We start from the raw sequence: 19,016 nt of genomic DNA, 5'->3' as shown, positions 1-19,016 counted from the left end.
AGCAAACAAGATGAATCTACTCAGACAAGACCGCCTGACTGCTGACCCTACCTGAAAAACCCAACTTGATTTCCCAGTTAACCGTCGAATTTCATGGACTTGGTGTGATATGCGTATCCTAATCTATTCTTACAATTACGCTCCAGAGCCGATTGGCATCGCTCCTTTAATGACTGAACTGGCAGAAGGTCTAGCCAAGCGCGGTCACAAAGTACGCGTTGTCACGGGGATGCCCAACTATCCAGAACGCCGCATTTATGCGGGATATCGCGGCAAGTTGTGGATTACCGAAAGAAGCGGAAACGGCGTCGTGGTTCAGCGCAATTGGCTGTGGGTGCGCCCCAAACCAAATTTGTTGGATCGTATTCTGTTAGATGGCAGCTTTGTGCTGCTGAGTTTGGTTCATGCGATTAAGGGTAAGCGCCCGGATGTGATTCTGCTTACCTCACCCCCTCTGCCCGTTTCCGTCCCGGCGGCGTTCCTGGGATGGTTGCACCGCTGTCCGGTTGTTCTCAACCTCCAAGATATTTTGCCAGAAGCAGCAGTTCACACGGGGCTACTGAAAAGCAAAACGATGATTCGAGTCTTTGAAGCTTTGGAAAAATTCGCCTACCAAACAGCGCACAAGATTAGCGCCATCAGTGATGTATTTGTGGAAAACTTGGTCAAAAAGGGTGTAAGGGAAGACAAAATTGCTTTGATTCCCAACTGGGTGGATGTAAATTTTATCCGCCCCTTACCCAAAGAAAATAACGCCTTCCGCATCGCGCATCAACTCGAAGGTAAATTCGTGGTGCTTTACTCAGGCAACATCGCGCGCACCCAAGGCTTAAATACGGTTATTGAGGCTGCCGTTCGCCTGCAACATATTCCAGATATAGTGTTTGCGATCGTTGGCGAAGGAAATGCCTTGCACGAATTGCAGCAGTATTGTCAAGATCGCGGTGCCGACAACGTGCGGTTGCTACCGTTCGTTCCTCGCGAAAAACTGCCGGAAATGCTAGCAGCAGCGGATGTGGGATTGATCGTACAAAAGAAAAACGTCATCGCCTTCAACATGCCGTCAAAAACCCAAGTGCTGCTGGCTTCGGGACGCCCGATCGTCGCCAGTGTTCCCGCCAGCGGCACGGCAGCCAGAGCAGTTAAGCAAAGCGGTGGCGGACTGGTGGTTGCCCCAGAAGACCCCGATGCGTTAGCATTTGCCGTCAAGGATCTGTACGCCGATCGGGAAAAAGCCGAAAAGTTCGGTCAGCAAGGCAGGCGGTATGCAGTCGAGCAATACTCCTTCGAGCAAGCTTTGGATCGGTATGAGGCGCTATTTGCAGAAGTCACTACCGCTCCAGCTACCATCCGGAATGCCGTACCAAACTAAGTGAAGTTTAAGCCGTAAAACCACGGTGCAGCTGCATCGCTCCAGTCAAAAACGATAAAATAAACCTAGTAATTTCTCGTAGAAGCCAGTTGCGCTTGCCGATCGTTATGTTGTTACCTGTGGAAATTACTAGGTTGATGGGCGAGCGGGTATGAGCTTGGTTAGGGGATAACGTGCCCGATTCCCGGCTTCAGCATATTCTCAGAGTTGAGCAGCTGTCTGCTCTTTTGGCTGGCGATCCGCCACCTGGACGTTGAGAAAGCCGCTGCGGCTGGGTTAATGCACGACCAAGCTAAAAATTTTACCCCCCAACAACTGTTGGAAATAGCAGAAGTGGAAGGTTTAGAACTCGATGGGGTTGATGAAGCGAATCCGCACCTAGTGCACCCACAGCTAAGCGCAATTGTAGCTAGAGATCGTTTTGGGGTTCAAGATGAAGAAATATTGCAGGCAATAGAGAATCATACTTTAGGCAGACCTGGCATGATCCGGATAAGTTGTATCGTATTTCTAGCTGATAGCATAGATCCACGGCGGGAACAAACCTCAGAGTTAGAGGCAAGGGCGGCTGGTGAGTCGGGAAAATATTGCTCAATCTCTTTGGGAAAGTGGCGATGATTCGCTGAAACATTTGATGACTATCAATCGTTTAATTCACCCTAGAACTGTATTGACCCGGAATAGGGCAATGCAAATGGCAAGCCGCAACAGGCCATCAGCCCAGGATAATAACTTTATAACTACATAGCAAAGATGCCTTTGAACCTGAAAAAATTGAGTGAGTTTGCAGAAAAACCTGAAAAACCGATTAACTAACCGTCAGAAAGGAGAAATTTGGCTCGAGTTAGAACGTTTGTTAACATTGAAAACTGGAGAAGGATAGATCAATTTAATGTCTGATAATTTAAAAACTGTAAATTCCCCATACCGTGCAATAGTAGAGAATTCGGATGCTGCTTTATCCCAGAGCGATTCTGTGGCGGAGACGCAATCGCGTAGCGATTCGATCTGGTTCCTGGTAAGGGACGCCGTCAGCGCAGCAGAAGACCGCAAGGGCGCCGATATCGTGGTACTGCGAGTATCCGAGGTATCGTACTTGGCAGATTATTTCGTGTTTATTACCGGCTTTTCGCGGGTGCAGGTAAGGGCAATTGCCCAAGCTATACAAGAGAAGGTGGAAAAGGAGTTGCAGCGGCGTCCCAGGCGAACCGAGGGAGAAGCAGAAGGGTCTTGGGTGCTGCTGGACTACGGCGATGTGATGCTCCACATCTTGATGCCTCGCGAACGGGAGTTTTATAATCTGGAAGCGTTCTGGAGTCATGCAGAACGCATAGAGTTGACCGCATCTAGCATCTAATCGGGTTGGGAAGCGCAAACCATGATGGAGTCTTCGGTTTCGGTCTGCCCGGTTCCTTTTGAACAGCAACCTATCAACGAATACCAGGAGTTAAAGGAATCTTGGTTTTATAGCTGGGCAACGCTGGAAGTGGGTAGTTTTGTAACAAAAATAGCTTGGGTTTGGGGTTGGAGTTGGCTGGTGGCAGGACCAGTCGCAGCAGCAAGTTTTGCCCCGATGAAGGCAACTGGTAAGTTTTTCCTGTTTGGGGCGGCGATCGCAGGTCTGTTGATGACGTTGGTGCTGCTGCGGTTATACTTGGGCTGGTGGTACGTGCGCTCGCGGCTGGTAAATCCGACGGTATTCTACGAAGAGTCGGGCTGGTACGACGGTCAAACCTGGGTGAAACCACTAGAAGTGCTGACGCGGGATCGCCTGTTGGTGACTTATCAGGTGCAACCCATCCTGGGACGACTGGTGCGAACCTTCGGCATCCTCGCCGTCATTTTCAGTATCGGCTGCATTGTCTGGGTTTTCCTGTAAGCCGCAGGGGAATTTTAGATTTGAGATTGGGTCATCGGTAATGGGTCAAATAACAACTATTGACTAAATTACTAATGATTATGACTAATAACGAATAACTAATATGTTAAAGTCTTACCCATGACAAGGGGAAAACGAAATCAAACCGCAGAACTGGGAGTCAGCTTACTGCGGGAAGGCATTATTGAATCCACGCACCGCGCCCAAGCAGTTGTATGCGATGAGCGGGGGCGTACTTTATCAGTGGCAGGCAGCGGCGAAACCGCTACCTTCGCCCGTTCCGCGCTCAAGCCTTTCCAAGCACTAGCAGTCACCACCACGGGCACGCTAGAACGCTATGGCTTGACAGACAAAGACTTAGCGATTATCTGTAGTTCGCATCAAGGCAAAATCGACCAAGTACGGCAGGTTTTTAACGTCCTTTGGCGCTGCGATATCGATCCATCGGCACTCCAGTGTCCAATCCCAGAAGGGAAACAGAGTCCGCTGGAATATAATTGCTCCGGCAAACACGCGGGAATGCTAGCCGTCTGCCAGCAGTTAAATTGGGGGCTCAATTCTTACTTGCAGCGCAATCACCCAGTTCAGCAGCTAATCTTGGGCAAAATAGCTGAATTGCTGCGAATGCCAGGGGCAGGGGAAGAGTTTATCAGCGCCCACGATGATTGCGGCGCCCCGACCTATTTTATGCAACTGGGTCAAATGGCGGCGTTGTATGCTCGACTGTCTTCGGGGGAAAGTTTGGATATGGAACGCATTGTCCGCGCCATGACCAATCATCCAGCAATGGTCGCAGGGGATGGAGAATTCGATACCGAACTGATGCGACTGACTGCTGGCGAAATCGTCAGTAAAGCTGGCGCAGAAGGCGTTCAGTGCATTGGTAAGGTGGGCGAAGGTATGGGACTGGCGATTAAAGTCATCGACGGTTCTAAGCGAGCCAAGTATGCTGCGGCAATTCACCTGTTGCGGCAAGTGGGCTGGATATCTCCAACGGTGGCAGACAGTTTGGCTGAAACCTTTGTGAATCTAGGCAAGTACAAGCGTCTAGAAGTTGTTGGAGAATTATTGCTGCCCTAGTTGCTATTTTTTTGAGTTTGTGGTTATACTAGATAAAGCGACGCGGGATAGAGCAGTCTGGTAGCTCGTCGGGCTCGCAAAGCAAAACTAACTAAACGCTTAAAAGTTAGTTGTGTTATGGGCTGTACGCGAGGAAACTTGCGTGCGATAGCCTCTCAAATTCGGGGAAGCCTTTAGCGTGGTAATCCCGAGCCAAGCCAGTTAATTGCAGATTGCAGATTTGAGATTTTAGATTTGAATCTAGATCTAGAATCCAAAGTAGCTGGAAGGTGTAGAGACTCGAAGGGAGGTACCCTAACAGTTAGGCTGAGGGTAAAGAGAGAGTCCAGACCACAAACTGGTCAAACAGGCAGCAAAAGCTGTAGTGGTAAGCATAACCCGAAGGTCAGTGGTTCAAATCCACTTCCCGCCACCAAGTTAATCAACAAAACGCAAACCTGAAACTATTAATAGTTTCAGGTATTTGTTATATGCTGACGATCGGCTATTACTAAAAGCGATCGCAGGTACAAAACGCTATCGTGGATACAAAGCTGAAAGGAGATATCGCAGAGCAAGCGGCTGTACTTCACGCCTTAAAACGCGGTTGGGGAGTGCTAAAACCTGTCGGCGATCGCTTACCTTACGATTTAGTATTCGATGTAGAGGGAACTCTAATTAAAATTCAAGTCAAGTACGCATGGTTTGATGAGCCGTCTGGTAACTATGTAGTGGATAATCGTCGCACTAAGACAAATCGGCGGATAACAATCCGAGACGTTTATCAGCGATCGGATTTCGACTTCGCCTTGGTGTACGTAGAAAAACTTGACTTATTTTATGTTTTCCCAGTAGATGCATTCATCAGCTACGGTAGCGAAATCCATTTAGTTGAAGCCCTGAAACGACAGCGAAAACCGCGTTCTGCACAGTATCGCGACGCTTGGGAGTTAATCTGGGAATTGGCTGCGATTGAGAAAACAGAGGTGCAAAAGCAAAGTGATAGCGCCATTGGCACATTGCCTGTTGAAATAAAAGAAGCTGTAGGACGAGGTTGAAATATTTATGTCTGTGATGCGGCGACCAATTTTAATTGGAGGAATTGGACTATCTTTCTCCCTGTGGGCGTTAGAGAGTTTCCATCACTCGATCGATCAAGTGGATGAATGGGGGATGTTGGGTGCTATAGCACTCGGCGCTGGTTTCTGGTTATTCCGGAAACAGGGTAAAAATGTCCAATTGCAGCTTTCTGCGCCCCCCGTGGATAGGGAAGCAGCAGAATTCGCGATCGCAAAGGTAGAAACGGTTATTTCCCAGTTGGAAGCAGAAGCGCAAAACCATGACGCGATTCCCCAACTGCAACAGAAAGTTGGGCAATTAAAGGCAGAATTAGACCGAAAAGAGCTAAATTTGGCAGTTACGGGGACAAAAGCGACGGGTAAGACTACTTTAATTCATCTTTTAGGAGCAAGTTTGGTTTCCCATCTCCAGCAATCGGTGACGATTAAAGAGACGCCCGCGTTGTTTACTGGGAATGGGGATGATACTGCTAAGGAAGTAGCGCTCGCTGCCGACTTGGTATTATTTGTCACTAACGGCGATTTGACCGATTCCGAGTATGAATTTTTACAGCAACTCAAAACCCAAAATCAGCGGGTTGTGCTGGTATTCAATAAACAAGACCAGTATTTACCCGAAGACCGCGCAGTTGTGCTGCAACAATTGCAACAGCGGATGGGTGGGGATGTGGTAGCGATCGCCGCCTCTCCCAAAGCGGTGAAAGTGCGCCAGCATCAGACAGATGGAAGCGTAAATGAGTGGCTGGAAGAGAAAACGCCGGAGATAGAGGGATTAACCGCGCAAATTAGCCAAATTGTCCCAGAAGAAACCCAAAAATTAGTATTGGCGACGACTTGGCGCCAAGCTGGGGTGTTGAAGGCGGAGGCGAAAGCGGTGTTGAATGGGGTGAGACGAGATCGCGCCATGCCTCAAATTGAACAATATCAGTGGATAGCCGCAGCCGCAGCATTTGCGAATCCCGTACCCGCACTCGATTTAGTTGCAACGGGTGCAATTAACGCTCAGTTAGTGATGGATTTGAGCAATATTTATCAGCAAAAATTCTCCTTGGAACAAGCGAAAACCGTCGCGGGGACAATGGGGAGTTTGATGCTAAAACTGGGTTTAGTTGAACTTTCTTCTCAGGCGATTACCGGGATTTTGAAGAGTCACGCCGTTACATTTGTAGCGGGTGGTGCAGTGCAGGGTGTGAGTGCGGCTTATTTGACTCGATTGGCTGGAATTAGCTTGATAGAGTATTTCCAAGCTCAAGAAATTAGCGTGGAAGAATCGCGGGGTTTGAATGTTGAAAAGTTGGGTGAAACGCTGAAGAAAGTGTTTCAGGAAAATCAAAGAACGGCTTTCTTGCAGGGGTTTGTTAAGCCTGCCGTGGCGCGTATTTTGCCTGAATATTCGCAGAAACAGCTTGAAGCTGCTAATGGCTAATGGCTAATTGTTAATGGCTAATTGCTGTTGAAGTAAGTAATTAGCCATTATAAAAAAATATTTATAATAACTTTCAAATATGACCGATACAGGAGGAGAAATTGGGATCGATCGGCTTGATCAAATTAGGGCGATCGCCGAGCAATACGACATTGGAAGCTGTCGCCAGTGTGCGATCGCTATCAAAGAATTTGTGAAATTACAGAATATTAAAGGCAGACATATCAGAGTTGAAACGCTTTCCCCACATGGATTGCAGGGAATTATCTACGATGATGGCACAAATCAACAAATTGCTACCAATGGTTTCCATGAAGGGATTGCGATTGAGATAGAAGGAGTCCAAAAAGTTTTCGATAACCTCTAACCAGAAGGTAAACCAATAGACGAATGGCGGCAAGATTTAGTAGTTATACCCGGCAATCAGCTTAATATTATAATTAAAGAAGAGTTTGAGTAACTAAAACGAGAGAGTAAATTAATATGCCTAGTTTTGCTGAATTGTTACCAGAAATCAAAAAAAGACCTACACTTTATTTGAGCCGCTACTCAATCTTTGATTTTCAATCATTTTATTACGGTTATGACTTAGCCAGAAATCAACTGGGGATTGCCAAAACGGATGCAGACATTGAATTTGAAGAATTTTTGTCCTGGGTGCGAACCCGATATAATATCGAAACAACCCAATCTTGGGCGAGTCTGATTCTATTTCATTCTATTGATGAAAGAGATGCCCTAGATCGGTTTTTTAAATTGTGGGAAGCATTCCATAATCGCAACAAAGATCGCTCTTCAATTGAGTCAGAGTCAGAAAGTCAGTCTCAAACGGTTAAAGTGTAATTGGAATTAAGGCTTTAAGGATGGAACGCGATGAAAACTCGTAGCTTTACAGTCATTGTTTATAGAGAAGATGATATGTACATCGCTGAGTGTCCAGAAGTTGGTACTGTGGATCAGGGAGAAACGATTGAGCAGGCGATCGCTGGTGTTAAAGAAGCAACGCGGCTATACTTGGAAGAATTCCCTTTGCCTGAAACCTCCCCCAGATATGTGACAAGCATTGAGGTTAGCTATGCCTAAACTACCACGAATCTCAAGTAGGGAAGCAATTCGGGTATTAGAACGTTTGGGCTTTGAGCAAGTTCGACAAACTGGCAGTCATGTTGTGATGAAAAGGCAAATGCCTGACGGTGTGATTGGATGCGTTGTCCCTGTGCATCGAGAACTAAAAGTAGGTACGTTGAGCGGTATTCTCAAGCAAGCACAAGTCACTATTGAAGAATTTATAGAGAACCTATGAGGTCTAACAGTAAATTACCAGAGCATAATCAAGACAAGCGGATATTTGCTCTTTTGATAAGTCTGGAAATTCTTGAATAATTTGCTCCTGGGTGTTGCCAACGGCTAAATATCCCAATATAAGACTAACGGGAATTCTAGTTCCTTTGTCGGGTAAGAGAGGATACGTCACCGTACCTCTCTCCCCTCAGAACCGGACGTGACAGTTCCCCATCATCCGGCTCAAGCTCCCTTGTACACAGGTTGCTTCCCACTATGCAGGTGTCTGTGGCATTCTTTGTGGACGAGGACTAGGTTATTCACTTCGTCGCTGCCTCCGTTAACCACTTCTACTTTATGGTGGGTATCAATGCGTTCCCCATTGAAGAGGTGTTCACCGCAGATTGGGCATTGCCAGTTTTGGTTTTGCGCTATCTGATATAGCTTGGAACCTTTGGCGAAGTACGTTTTGCCGTACTTAGTTTGTCGCTGTTCCCAGTAAACTCTCAGAGTCGGGTCGTCGGGTGACGCCTTATCTTTGACTTTGACATGTCGGGTAATTTCCGTAGTAGCCATCTTGAATATGAAGCTTTCTTTGGACTTTCCCCTTCTGTCTCTGGTTTTGGCTGTGAATACCCAGTGGTCACCCCTTATTCTGCCAAAATATCGGGGGATGACCCATTCCACTCCTTTGCTGGGATGTCTTTTCTTTGCCCACCTGATGAGCAACTTTACCATCCTGTGGTCGAAGTAGTGGAATGTGCGGCTGCTTACTCCATGTTTATAGTAGTTTGCCCAACCCCTGATTATTGGGTTCAGGACATTGATGACCGTTTCTGGTTGGACGTTCGGATGTTCGTTTAACCAGGTTTTTATTTGGTTTATTTTGTCCCTTACTTTTTCCTGTTGGGGTTTAGTGAGGCATTTGCCTTGGTATTGCCTTATATTGAATCCCAAAAAGTTGAAACCTTCTGATATCTGTTTGATTTGGGTCTTTTCCTCATTGAGTTGTAGACCCCTTTTGGCTAACCAGGCTTTTATTTCTGGCAGGATTTCTTCTATTTCTTCCTTGGTTTCGGCAGTGACTATAAAGTCGTCAGCGTAGCGGATAAATCCATACTTCCTGTACTTGTGTCTGCTATGGACTGTTTTATTTCCGTACTGGTACGTTTTTCCCCACTTAGTTTTTGTGAGGCTTCCCAGCCAGTCGTCCATTCCATCTAACGCGATGTTGGCTAGTAAGGGTGAAATGATTCCGCCTTGCGGGGTACCGCTTTCCGTTTCATGGAATACTTCTGATTCGATATATCCTGCCTTCAGCCACTGTTTAATTAACTCTCTACCCGGTATTTCTCCGATAGCTTTGAGTACATATTCGTGACTGATGTTGTCAAATGCTCCCTTGATATCGGCGTCTAATACCCAGGTGTCTTTGCCTTTTTGTAGTCTGGCGAAACACTGTTCTATGGCATCGTGACATCCTCTACCTGGCCTAAAGCCGTAACTGTTTGCCTCAAATCGGGCTTCCCAGATTGGCGAAGAGTGCGTTTTTGACCATTGCCTGTGCGATGCGGTCGTTGATGGTCGGAATTCCTACTGGACGGTGTTTGCCATTGGATTTTGGTATATATATCCTCTTGGTTGGCTTGACCCTCCTTGGTTGGAAATCTTTCCATTCGTTGACTAGCTTCACCCTGTCTTGGGGTGTTTTCACCTTTTGACCATCTGTGCCTGCTGTTCGCTTGCCTTGATTTTCTTGGGTTACTCTTCGTACAGACAGAAGAAGATTGGAGTAGCTTCGCATTAGCAATTTCATCAGGCTTCTCACCTGATTCCATCGCTTTTCCTGTGTAGCACGATAAATTCTTTGTCTCAGGTTCTTAATCCTTTTGTTCACGGTCTTCCAGTTAATGTCAGACCATTGCGTTAAGGCTTCCTTGGTTCCGATGTCCTTACGGACTCTATCTTTCACTTGAGGTTCAGTTCCTTATACTTCCGATTTATCGTTGAGAACCTGTTGGAAGTCTGCCATCTTTCGATCTGAGGCAAATTTTGAACCTCTATCCCTTGCATTACCAAGGGCATTCGCTTTCTCCAACATCCTTTACCCTCTAGATAATTCCGTCTTCCTTACGGTTGACCTACTCCCAATATCGACCATTTCTTGCGAGAATCTATAGGGCTTACTGTAGTTTCGACTGTGTGAGATTCGTTAGGGGTTAGGTTCCATCTATACTCCGGTAGGACTCTGTTCTGTCTTCTTGCGGACGATTCAACCGTCAAGACCACCTACTTACCTTTTGGTTAGAGTGTATAAGCCTTATTCCACTCTTTAAAACTGACGAAGCTTCTTCGATGGTTCACTTTCGTTAACCTTTCCCTGACTTCCCCTTGCCCTCCCCCAGATTAGGCTTCCAGGTTTAGATACTTTCGTGGTCTGCATTCCGTTAGATTCATTACTTACTACTAACGTGACCGGAGTCTGGGACTCTTTTTACGTGGGGATAGTGAGACAGAATTCACGCTTGAAAGACGGCTTTCCTCTCACTTTGTTGGTTGTTATACCTCCATTCCACTCAACTTTCTACATCCCACAAATCTTGGTCTACCGCTACGCTTACCATTCTTGTCACCTTTAATAAACCGAACAAAAGCTTCTTCTACTTTTTTGTAAACTGCTTGCAAGGTTTTATAAGGCACTTCACTGAAGTCCAATAACTCACCGGAATGCCCTATCTTAATCAAGTCTTCTTTGAATATTGGTAGTAGCTTCTTTTGCGAATAATAACTTTGCTTTTCTCTTAAGTCAGAACGCGGTAACCTGCAAGAGATTACGCATAACTCTCCACTAGTTACAACATAATCGCTGCGATTTTCCTCCCACCATTTAAAGCGATCTCCTAGCTGCCAATTGTACCATTACTGGCAAATTCTTAACCAATGATTCAGGGTTAACTTTTGATTTGTCTCGGGATAATCACGATATTGGTAGTTAAGCAGCAAGGATTAATCACCTCTCTTGAATGCTGTCGCTGTAGTAGTTTAATTTTACACTGATTATAGATGATTTGCAAGTAACCCGATGAAAAATGACTTCGTGAGCAAGGGTAGGTCTGTCAGTGACTTAAAGGCGCATCTAGTCCTAACTACCAAATATCGGCGCAAAGTCTTTAATCGAGAGATGTTGACGCTTGTTGCATGAGATATTTAGCGAATTGCTGCCGAAGTGGGATTGTAAATTGGTCGATTTTAATGGCGAAGAGGATCGCGTTCACCTACTTCTCCAGTATCATCCCGATTTACAATTAAGCTATGCAAGTTAGTAATTTAAACGTTGTAAGTAGTCGCAATATTAGAAGTTATTTTGCCCAAATTATTGATATTATCTACCAAAAAGATGTGTTATGGAATGGGTCTTATTTCCTTGCGTCTTGTGGTGGAGTTACTGTGTCAGTGTTGCGAAGATACATCGAATCCCAAGATAGACCTGATTGACAAAAATGGCGCTGTCCCCTTCCTTCTTAAACTTCGTTTAATTCAGTCAGGGGATGCACCATTTTTGTCCGGTCATTCATCCCACACTTCCCTATCGGGTAAGTGTGGGGCTTCTGCCCGAATTAGCTAAAAGATGCAGCAACAATTGACACAATTTTTGGGTGAGAAACGGCTGTCCATTCGGACAAGCTAATATTTCTTTAACAACTGCTTGAGCATTGCTGACCTTTCCCTCTAATCCTACAGCTAACGGTTGCGCTTCTTGCAGTTGAAACCCGTGCAATTCTATTGCTTTCCCAATATTAAATGGAGTCCGCTTTTTATCAGCGATTAAATCGCTTGGCGTCGCCACCCCAAAGATGGCAAAGCTCAAGCGATTGTATTCAGGATTGATTGTCCGCTGATTATAGCAGAATCTAATCCAAGCGAAAAAATCATCAATCGAGAAATCTAAACTGAGAATACTATCGATTTCATCAATAAATATAACGATTTGCTTCTCTGGAAACTTGACTAACAATACATCTTCGATAAAATTTCCCAATCTCTGAATAGCTGAGAGGTGTTCTAACTCGCTCCACCAAGATTTTAAATTTACTTTTACTAAAATATTAAACGCCCGCCACAACTCAGTTACAATGCCTTTATACCATTGGTCGGGGGTAATATTTTCGCTACCAATGCGCGTCATGTCGAGGGTGGTGCAAAGGTATCCTTCTTGTTGCAGCAGATATCTGGTGCGTACCAAAATTGAAGATTTTCCCATTTGTCGGGAGTTGAGGACGTCACAAAATTCCCCCCTTTTTAAGGCATTATAAAGGTCTGAATCAGCCTGTCGAATGACGTAGGTAGGAGCATCTTTTGTCAGACTCCCGCCGACTTGGTATTGATAATTGGTCATTGCTAATTGCTAATTGGTAATTGGTAATTGGTAATTGGATTTTTTCGATTAGCAATTAGCCATTAGCCATTAGCTATTTCAGAATCTAAAGTTGAGAAAACTTCTGTGCGATATCGTCCATTTCTTCTTGCTTCATAAAGCGCTTCATTTGCTGCACGTATTAAAATCCCTGGATAATTTTATCTATGAGGAATTGTGCTAGCCACTCCTAAACTTACGGTGATAACCGAAGACGGAAACCCGCCCATTTGTGGCAGGTTGTATCGAATTGCCAATTGTTTTACTTTTGAGCGGATTTTTTCGGCTATTTTGAAAGCACTATTATCTTCTATTTCCGGCAAAATTACAGCAAATTCTGCCCAATTATAACGAGCAACTAAATTATCTTTACTGCTGGTACAATTGCGGATAGCCCAAGCCACTTGTCGCAAACAATTATCTGCCGCTTCTTGCCCTTGCCTATCGTTGTAAACTTTAAAAAAGTCAATTTCGCACAAAATTAATGACACCGGATTATTTTCAAACGCTAACTTTTGCCACATCTGTTCCAGGTATATTTCAAAGTAGCTTCGATTGGCAACTTGAGTTAGTTCATCTGTGTGGGATACTTGTTGCAACTTTTGAATCTGTTTCTGCAACTGCTCGATTTGTTTTTGCAAATCGTTTGTTCCAAAGTTTTGGGCAGCAAAAAACTGTCGATATAAATCGCAGGCTAAGGTTATGCTATATCCTTCCAACTTCACCATTCCCATACTTTCTAATTTATCCGCCAGTATCGGCTCTATTTTCGCGTTTTCTTCAGCAGTTATTACCCGTTCAAGTGCTGTTGCCAATTCCGGATATTTTTGCAAAAGCACTAAATTTTCTCGCAGATGACTGCTATAAATGCCGTTAATATTAGGGGCTTTTTCTAACAGGGTATCTAGATTTTGGGGCGATTTTACCAGGTGATAAAGCGCCAGTCGCACTAAATAAGGATGCCCCCCCACCATTGCCATTAGCTTCTTAGCATCATTGCCATCTGTCCAATCAAGTCCGTGACGCCCTGCTAAACAAATCACCTGCTCTAAATTAAACTCCGCCAATTTAATCGGTAACCCCACATTAAAAGGAGATTGATTGATATTGAAGTTAATATAAACTTCCGTCGAGTGAACCAATACTACCCGCAGTTTTTGCCAAATTTCCTGTTGTTTTGCTTCTTCATACCAAGAGCGCAGCAAGGATAAAAACTCTTCGGCTATGTTGGGATGCTCAAACATCCGATTGACTTCATTCAAAGCCAAAACGAGGGGAGTGTTTATTTGCTCCAACAAATACCCTTGAAAATATATCGTGCAGCTGACTTTGCTACCAATATCTTCATCCCAATAATCATCCAGCATTGGTGCTAGCTGCAACTGCCGACTGACATTAGCGCAAAACCAACGTAAAAACTTATCTAAACAGTTAAAAATTTCATTATCTGCTTGCAAAAAGTCTATGTAAGCAGTGCGGTAATTTAATTGTTCGGCTTGATGAAGCAGACGCAGCAGTAGGGAGCTTTTACCCATCTGCTTGGGCGCTTTAATCCGAATCACGCTCCCTGGTTTGCTAATTTCTTGGTAAATTAGTTGTTCCATCGGGGGGCGTTCGATGTAAAAATTAGAATCGAGCGGTACTGGGCCGCTGGGAAATTCTGGGGACGCCTGGGTTTGGTTGCCATCGATGTTATTAAGTATCGCCATTGTTCTGGAAGACTATCTGTGTACTCGCTCAACTCATCGCCTGATTGTCTTGATACTCCCCTCTTTCAGAGCCTATTTGACCTTGTGCAACAGTCTTTTAGACCCAGCTTTGACCGCTTTTTGTTAAGTTTATTTTTATCATACCATAGATAGATTGACAAAATTCGGCTTTTTCAATAATATAATCAAACTCGACTCTTACCGGCATGGTTGTTCAATGCACTGACGCCTTTGTTACCCGGGCATCTGTAGATGTGGAAATGCTAGTTGAGTTTGAGCGGAAATGTTCGCGAAGCGTTTCCGAAGGGTAGTCTTACGGATGTTGTCGTTAGGAACTAGCGACCCTGCCAACAGAGCGAATGTAAGTCGGACTGGCAAAACTTCGGTTCTGCTAGACGCAATTCCCCTTGAAGTTGGAAACCTACACCGTACCGCGTAGCGGTCGGTGTAGGTAGTTCACGGTAGAGAAATCTATGCCTATGACCCCGATGGCAATCGTCTAATTCTACACCAATCCCCACGCGCAGACCGTTAACAACAGAGCTACCGAAGCCAGCAACACAATTATCCGATTCCTGTGGGACTGGGACGATGGCAAGATTGACTCCCGCACGAAAATTGACATACTGGCTCCGATAATATAGCTACAGCAAAGCACTAGATAAGGCCATTTTTGTGCCAAGAACCAAATAGGTAATAAAACCATTGCCAACAACAACATTAATCCTTCAATAAACACCGGAGGATTAGAAAAGGTTGACCTGACTAAGGCGTTATACAAAAATTGCACCTGTCGTCTCATAGTAATTTTAGATTTTAGATTTTAGATTTTAGATTTTTTCCTAATAGCTAATGGTAAAAAGCAATTAGCAATTAGCCATTAGCCATTACCAATTAGCTATCTCCGAGTACCATTTGCCTGAGCAGTTGGAGTATCTGTGGTTTCCAAACCGAAGGCGCGGTTAAAAGCTTTTTCTACTTTATAACCGGAATCGATCGATTCTAACGGGTCTTTCCGCAGTCGGTGGCGCAAGCACAAGGTAATCACGCGGCGGATATCGTCTACGGTTACTTCCGTGCGACCTTCAAACGCTGCTAAAGCTTTAGCGGCGCGGTTGGTTACGATATCGCCTCGCAATCCATCTACATTCAGTTCCGAGCAAACTTGCGAAATTTTCACCCGCAGGTCATAGTCAATTTTTACCTGGGGCAATAACTTTTGGGCGTTGACCAATCGGCGTTGCAATTCTTCTTGTTCTTGCTGGTATTGTTGCAGAAATTTTGGCGGATCGGCGTCAAATTCTACTCGCTGTTCCACAATTTGCACGCGCAACGCCGGTTCTCTAACCGTGTGAATTTCTGCGTGCATCCCGAAACGATCGAGCAGTTGGGGACGCAGTTCGCCTTCTTCGGGATTACCAGAACCTACTAAAACAAAACGTGCCGGGTGGCGGATGGAGATGCCTTCCCGTTCGACGGTGTTCCATCCAGAAGCGGCAGAGTCGAGCAAAACGTCTACCAGGTGGTCGTCGAGCAAGTTTACTTCATCGACGTAGAGGATACCGCGATTCGCTTTGGCGAGCAATCCGGGTTCAAACGCTTTGACGCCGAGAGAAAGAGCTTTTTCGATATCGATGGTGCCGCAAACGCGGTCTTCGGTAGCGCCCAAAGGTAAGTCAACCATCGTCACTTTTTTCTTGACGACAGGAATTTCAGCTTGCTGTGCGACCTTGTCGCGCACGGTGTCGCTCATCAAGTCGGGGTCATCGGCAGCGCTGTTAAAGGGGTCATCTGCGACGACTTCAATTTCTGGCAGCAAGTCAGCGAGGGCGCGAATAGTGGTAGTTTTGCCAGTTCCGCGATCGCCCATAATCATCACCCCGCCGATTTTGGGGTCGATCGTGTTTAACAGCAGTGCCAGTTTCATCTCTTCTTGACCGACAATTGCGGTGAAGGGAAACACGACACGACGAGCAGTTGAAGAGGGGGTAGTTTTAGCCTGGGCAGTCAAACTCACGCGCTTTTTTTAACAATTAATTAGGAATGCTTATTTTATTGTGCCTGGTCAGGTGTCAGTTGCCCATCTTCCTCATCTTCTTCATCTTCCCCATCTTGCCGATTGCCATACTCGTCTGAGTCTATTGGGTCTACTTTAATCGTGGCATCCTCTGCTGTGTCAGATAGATGCAGGGTGTCTACATCGGAGTCGTCGGTGGGGACTTTGCGGAGATCTTCGACGCGATCGCTCAAAGTTTTCGGATCGATGCGGTTAAGATCTTCTAGCACCTCGGAAGCGGATTGGTAGCGATCGCTGAAATGATATTCCACCATTTTGTCCAAAATTTTGGCTAATTCATCCCCAACGTTAGCCAGATGGCGCCAAGCTACATTCCCTTTTTCCGATTGCCCTTCTTCGATTAGCTGCTGGGGCGAAATTCCCGTCAGTGCCTGAATCCCAATCATTCCTAAAGCGTAGATGTCGCTGTTGGGGCGCGGACGACCGTGAAATTGTTCTGGCGGCGCGTATCCCCGCGTCCCGATGGCGATGGTTTGGTCTTCGATTTCCTGCATCTGCTTAACTGCGCCAAAGTCAATCAAAACCAATAACCGATCTTGTTTGCTTCTGATGATGTTGCTCGGTTTAATATCCCGGTGAATCACGTGGTGCTTGTGTATAAAAGCCAGCGCTTGCAACACGTCTTTCAGCATTTCCGCCACCTGCACTTCCGACATCCGCCTGTCGGCTTTCAGTTCTTCGCTCAGGGGTTCTCCCTCGATATACTGTTCAACTAAGTAAAATTGTTGGTTTTCTTCAAAATAAGCCAGCAGTTGGGGAATTTGACTGTGTTGCCCCAAGGCTTCCAAAATTTTTGCTTCTGTCTCGAACAAGCGCCGCGCGACTGTCAAAAATTTAACATCCTGCCTCGCGGGCATCAAATATTTAACCACGCAGGTGGGGTGTCCGGGTCGCTTGGTATCTTCTGCCAAAAAGGTTTGACCGAAACCGCCCTGACCGAGTACGCGGGTGATTTTATAGCGCCCATCTAGGGAGAGGGTGGCGAGGGGCGGCGGGGGAGGGCTAGCGCCATCCTCTGAGGTTGCCATTGCGCGTGTTTTTTCTTCTGACCAGTTCTCGGTCGCTAATGTTTTGGTTCCTTCTTTGAGCAAGGTTGTCAGCTGGTCAATCGTTTGTTCTTGTTCTTCCGCCAGTTTGGACACTTTTTCTTGCTGCTGCTGCATCTGGTAAGCGATGGTGACGATCGCACTTCCCCCGGTAGCGATCGCTGCCAGCATTGGAGGCAATAGCGGTATCCAAACCCCCCCAATTAACAATCCATAGCAGACTAAAACCAAGCTGCCCAAGGTAGCTGCAATACCCAATCCCAGGCGCAGGGGATGGCGCAGCTTCCAAGCAACGAATCCACCCACTAACGACCAAGCGCACACCCACAGCGCTTCTCCCCACCAAGGCCAATAGCGCAACAAAGGTCGCTTGTCAAGTACGGCGCTCAGCATTTGACTGACTATCTGGGCGTGGAGGACGACTCCAGGCATTTTCCGCTGTCCCCGTCGCAGGGCGTTATAGGGGGTGTTGAAGGTGTCTCGGACGCTGGGGGCGGTGGTGCCGATCAGGACGATGCGATCGCGCACCCATTCCGGTTTAATTTGATTGTCCAGGATTTGGCCCAGGGTGACTTGCTGCGCTACATATGGGGTTGAACGGTAATTCAGCAGAATTTGATAACCCCGCGCATCAATTCCTTGGTAACTGCCGGAATTGGGGTTTATGGGTCGAAAAACTATATTTCCCAGCTTCAGGTATTCCCCTGGTTTCTGGTTTATTGGTTGGATTCCTTCTTTTTCCAAATACTTCCTTGTCAACTGGAAGCTAAAAGAAAAGGGCGTCGGACACTTTCCTTCTCCTGGTTGGGCAAACAACAGCGCCCTGCGAACCAGTCCATCGGGGTCTAAAACCAAATCGCTGAAGCTGATTTGATCTGGTTTTACCGTTGACGGCGGCGCTACGCCCGGATCGCTAGCATCGGAAAGCTTGCAAATTGCCACGAGGCGATCGCCATGAGTGAAAACTTCTTTTAACCGCTGATGTCCCGGTTCCATCGGCAAATCGCGATAAATATCCAACCCGATGACGCGGGGTTGATATTGCTGGAGTTTTTCTAATAAAGTTGCCAGGGTAGCGTCGGGTAGGGGAAACCGCCCCACTCGCTGGATATCTTCTTCCGTCACCTCAACGACTAAAAGGCGGGGATCGGTTGCTTCTTGTGGGCGATTTCGCAACAGTTGGTCATACGCCCACAATTCCATCGGTTGCAGCATTCCCATCTGCCGCAGTCCCAACAATATACCCGTTACCCCCGCACTCGCCAACAGTAAGGATATGGGGAGGCGAACTCCCGCCCCAGGGTTCCCGTTGGAACGCCAGTTCGATAGCCAATTACGAAAGTTGTGGGAGAATTTAGCCAGCACGACTACTTTATACAGAATTCGCCAATGGGCTTCAGGACAGTTTGAGTGCCAACCACTGCACCGATAGCAAGCTGGCACGCTGCCGACCCAGTACAAGTGACTTTAGCAGTTTAATTGCCATTGCAGCACCCATTGGCATTATCGCTTACGGTTTCACAAGTTGTGGGAATTGCCGATTTCAAATTCAGGATTTACGCCCAGAAACCGGGTTTCTAGTATCCTTGTGCGTCGGTTCTGAAATTGCAGATTTTAGATTGATGATTTACCGTCCAAGTTAGTTTTTTGCCCCTGTTGTAGGGGCGCACTTTA

Annotated in this window: 20 protein-coding genes and 2 pseudogenes; 13 read left to right on the top strand and 9 right to left on the bottom strand. The window is 46.3% G+C overall.

Going from position 1 to position 19,016, the window contains the following annotated elements; translation table 11 throughout:
- Nucleotides 1-109: 109 nt before the first annotated feature.
- From ACE1CM_RS06085 to ACE1CM_RS06035, 11 genes are all read left to right on the top strand, one after another.
- On the top strand, nt 110-1,372 hold the full coding sequence (locus tag ACE1CM_RS06085) for a glycosyltransferase family 4 protein (protein WP_374876504.1): 1,263 nt from the start codon (nt 110-112) through the stop codon (nt 1,370-1,372).
- Nucleotides 1,373-1,579: 207 nt separating this feature from the next.
- Complete coding sequence (gene yqeK / locus ACE1CM_RS06080) at nt 1,580-1,990, top strand: bis(5'-nucleosyl)-tetraphosphatase (symmetrical) YqeK (RefSeq protein WP_374876503.1); 411 nt, start codon at nt 1,580-1,582, stop codon at nt 1,988-1,990.
- Between the two features lie 274 nt (nt 1,991-2,264).
- Nucleotides 2,265-2,729: a ribosome silencing factor gene (rsfS, locus tag ACE1CM_RS06075; RefSeq protein WP_374876502.1), complete on the top strand. Its 465-nt coding sequence runs from the start codon at nt 2,265-2,267 to the stop codon at nt 2,727-2,729.
- A gap of 21 nt (nt 2,730-2,750) precedes the next feature.
- On the top strand, nt 2,751-3,251 hold the full coding sequence (locus ACE1CM_RS06070; RefSeq protein ID WP_374876501.1) for a CGLD27 family protein: 501 nt from the start codon (nt 2,751-2,753) through the stop codon (nt 3,249-3,251).
- Nucleotides 3,252-3,371: 120 nt separating this feature from the next.
- On the top strand, nt 3,372-4,331 hold the full coding sequence (locus tag ACE1CM_RS06065) for an asparaginase (protein ID WP_374876500.1): 960 nt from the start codon (nt 3,372-3,374) through the stop codon (nt 4,329-4,331).
- 521 nt (nt 4,332-4,852) lie between these two features.
- Complete coding sequence (locus tag ACE1CM_RS06060; protein WP_374876499.1) at nt 4,853-5,368, top strand: group I intron-associated PD-(D/E)XK endonuclease; 516 nt, start codon at nt 4,853-4,855, stop codon at nt 5,366-5,368.
- 7 nt (nt 5,369-5,375) lie between these two features.
- A complete protein-coding gene (locus ACE1CM_RS06055) occupies nt 5,376-6,815 on the top strand; it encodes a DUF697 domain-containing protein (protein WP_374876498.1) in 1,440 nt (479 codons plus the stop codon).
- A gap of 79 nt (nt 6,816-6,894) precedes the next feature.
- Complete coding sequence (locus ACE1CM_RS06050) at nt 6,895-7,182, top strand: papain fold toxin domain-containing protein (RefSeq protein WP_374876497.1); 288 nt, start codon at nt 6,895-6,897, stop codon at nt 7,180-7,182.
- Between the two features lie 116 nt (nt 7,183-7,298).
- A complete protein-coding gene (locus ACE1CM_RS06045) occupies nt 7,299-7,658 on the top strand; it encodes a hypothetical protein (protein ID WP_374876496.1) in 360 nt (119 codons plus the stop codon).
- A gap of 30 nt (nt 7,659-7,688) precedes the next feature.
- Complete coding sequence (locus ACE1CM_RS06040) at nt 7,689-7,898, top strand: type II toxin-antitoxin system HicB family antitoxin (RefSeq protein ID WP_374876495.1); 210 nt, start codon at nt 7,689-7,691, stop codon at nt 7,896-7,898.
- Nucleotides 7,891-8,118: a type II toxin-antitoxin system HicA family toxin gene (locus ACE1CM_RS06035; RefSeq protein ID WP_374876494.1), complete on the top strand. Its 228-nt coding sequence runs from the start codon at nt 7,891-7,893 to the stop codon at nt 8,116-8,118. The genes ACE1CM_RS06040 and ACE1CM_RS06035 overlap by 8 nt, the downstream gene beginning before the upstream one ends.
- Nucleotides 8,119-8,121: 3 nt before the next feature.
- On the opposite strand, the gene ACE1CM_RS06030 is transcribed toward ACE1CM_RS06035, so the two are convergent.
- From ACE1CM_RS06030 to ACE1CM_RS06015, 4 genes are all read right to left on the bottom strand, one after another.
- Nucleotides 8,122-8,289, bottom strand: coding sequence for a DUF433 domain-containing protein (locus ACE1CM_RS06030; RefSeq protein WP_374876493.1), 168 nt, complete (start codon nt 8,287-8,289; stop codon nt 8,122-8,124).
- Between the two features lie 50 nt (nt 8,290-8,339).
- The gene (locus tag ACE1CM_RS06025; RefSeq protein WP_374876526.1) at nt 8,340-9,629 is read right to left on the bottom strand and encodes a reverse transcriptase domain-containing protein; all 1,290 of its coding nucleotides are present in this window, start codon (nt 9,627-9,629) and stop codon (nt 8,340-8,342) included.
- Nucleotides 9,610-10,068, bottom strand: coding sequence for a reverse transcriptase N-terminal domain-containing protein (locus tag ACE1CM_RS06020; protein WP_374876492.1), 459 nt, complete (start codon nt 10,066-10,068; stop codon nt 9,610-9,612). Before ACE1CM_RS06020 ends, ACE1CM_RS06025 begins: the two co-directional genes overlap by 20 nt.
- A 587-nt stretch (nt 10,069-10,655) precedes the next feature.
- Entirely contained in the window at nt 10,656-10,841 is a 186-nt protein-coding gene (locus ACE1CM_RS06015) for a hypothetical protein (protein ID WP_374876491.1), read from the bottom strand.
- Between the two features lie 337 nt (nt 10,842-11,178).
- Here ACE1CM_RS06015 and tnpA point away from each other — a divergent pair.
- Nucleotides 11,179-11,591: pseudogene (gene tnpA, locus ACE1CM_RS06010) on the top strand (IS200/IS605 family transposase).
- Nucleotides 11,592-11,727: 136 nt separating this feature from the next.
- On the opposite strand, the pseudogene ACE1CM_RS06005 reads toward tnpA, so the two are convergent.
- The 5 genes and pseudogenes from ACE1CM_RS06005 to ACE1CM_RS05985 all read right to left on the bottom strand — a co-directional run.
- A pseudogene (locus tag ACE1CM_RS06005) lies at nt 11,728-12,492 on the bottom strand (AAA-like domain-containing protein); the annotation flags it as partial.
- 179 nt (nt 12,493-12,671) lie between these two features.
- Nucleotides 12,672-14,219 (bottom strand): AAA-like domain-containing protein, encoded by a 1,548-nt coding sequence (locus tag ACE1CM_RS06000; protein WP_374876490.1) that lies wholly within the window; start codon nt 14,217-14,219, stop codon nt 12,672-12,674.
- Between the two features lie 505 nt (nt 14,220-14,724).
- A complete protein-coding gene (locus ACE1CM_RS05995) occupies nt 14,725-15,021 on the bottom strand; it encodes a hypothetical protein (RefSeq protein WP_374876489.1) in 297 nt (98 codons plus the stop codon).
- Between the two features lie 96 nt (nt 15,022-15,117).
- Entirely contained in the window at nt 15,118-16,236 is a 1,119-nt protein-coding gene (gene bchI / locus ACE1CM_RS05990; RefSeq protein ID WP_374876488.1) for a magnesium chelatase ATPase subunit I, read from the bottom strand.
- 35 nt (nt 16,237-16,271) lie between these two features.
- Nucleotides 16,272-18,707 (bottom strand): CHASE2 domain-containing protein, encoded by a 2,436-nt coding sequence (locus ACE1CM_RS05985; RefSeq protein ID WP_374876487.1) that lies wholly within the window; start codon nt 18,705-18,707, stop codon nt 16,272-16,274.
- A 41-nt stretch (nt 18,708-18,748) separates the two neighbouring features.
- Here ACE1CM_RS05985 and ACE1CM_RS05980 point away from each other — a divergent pair, with 41 nt between their 5' ends.
- Entirely contained in the window at nt 18,749-18,985 is a 237-nt protein-coding gene (locus ACE1CM_RS05980) for a hypothetical protein (RefSeq protein WP_374876486.1), read from the top strand.
- Nucleotides 18,986-19,016: the final 31 nt, after the last annotated feature.

This window comes from Microseira sp. BLCC-F43 (assembly GCF_041929235.1).
In the GTDB taxonomy this organism is placed as follows: Bacteria; Cyanobacteriota; Cyanobacteriia; order Cyanobacteriales; family Aerosakkonemataceae; genus Microseira.
The sequence above is the reverse complement of the archived record's forward strand: the minus strand, read 5'-3'. Positions and strand labels throughout refer to the sequence as shown.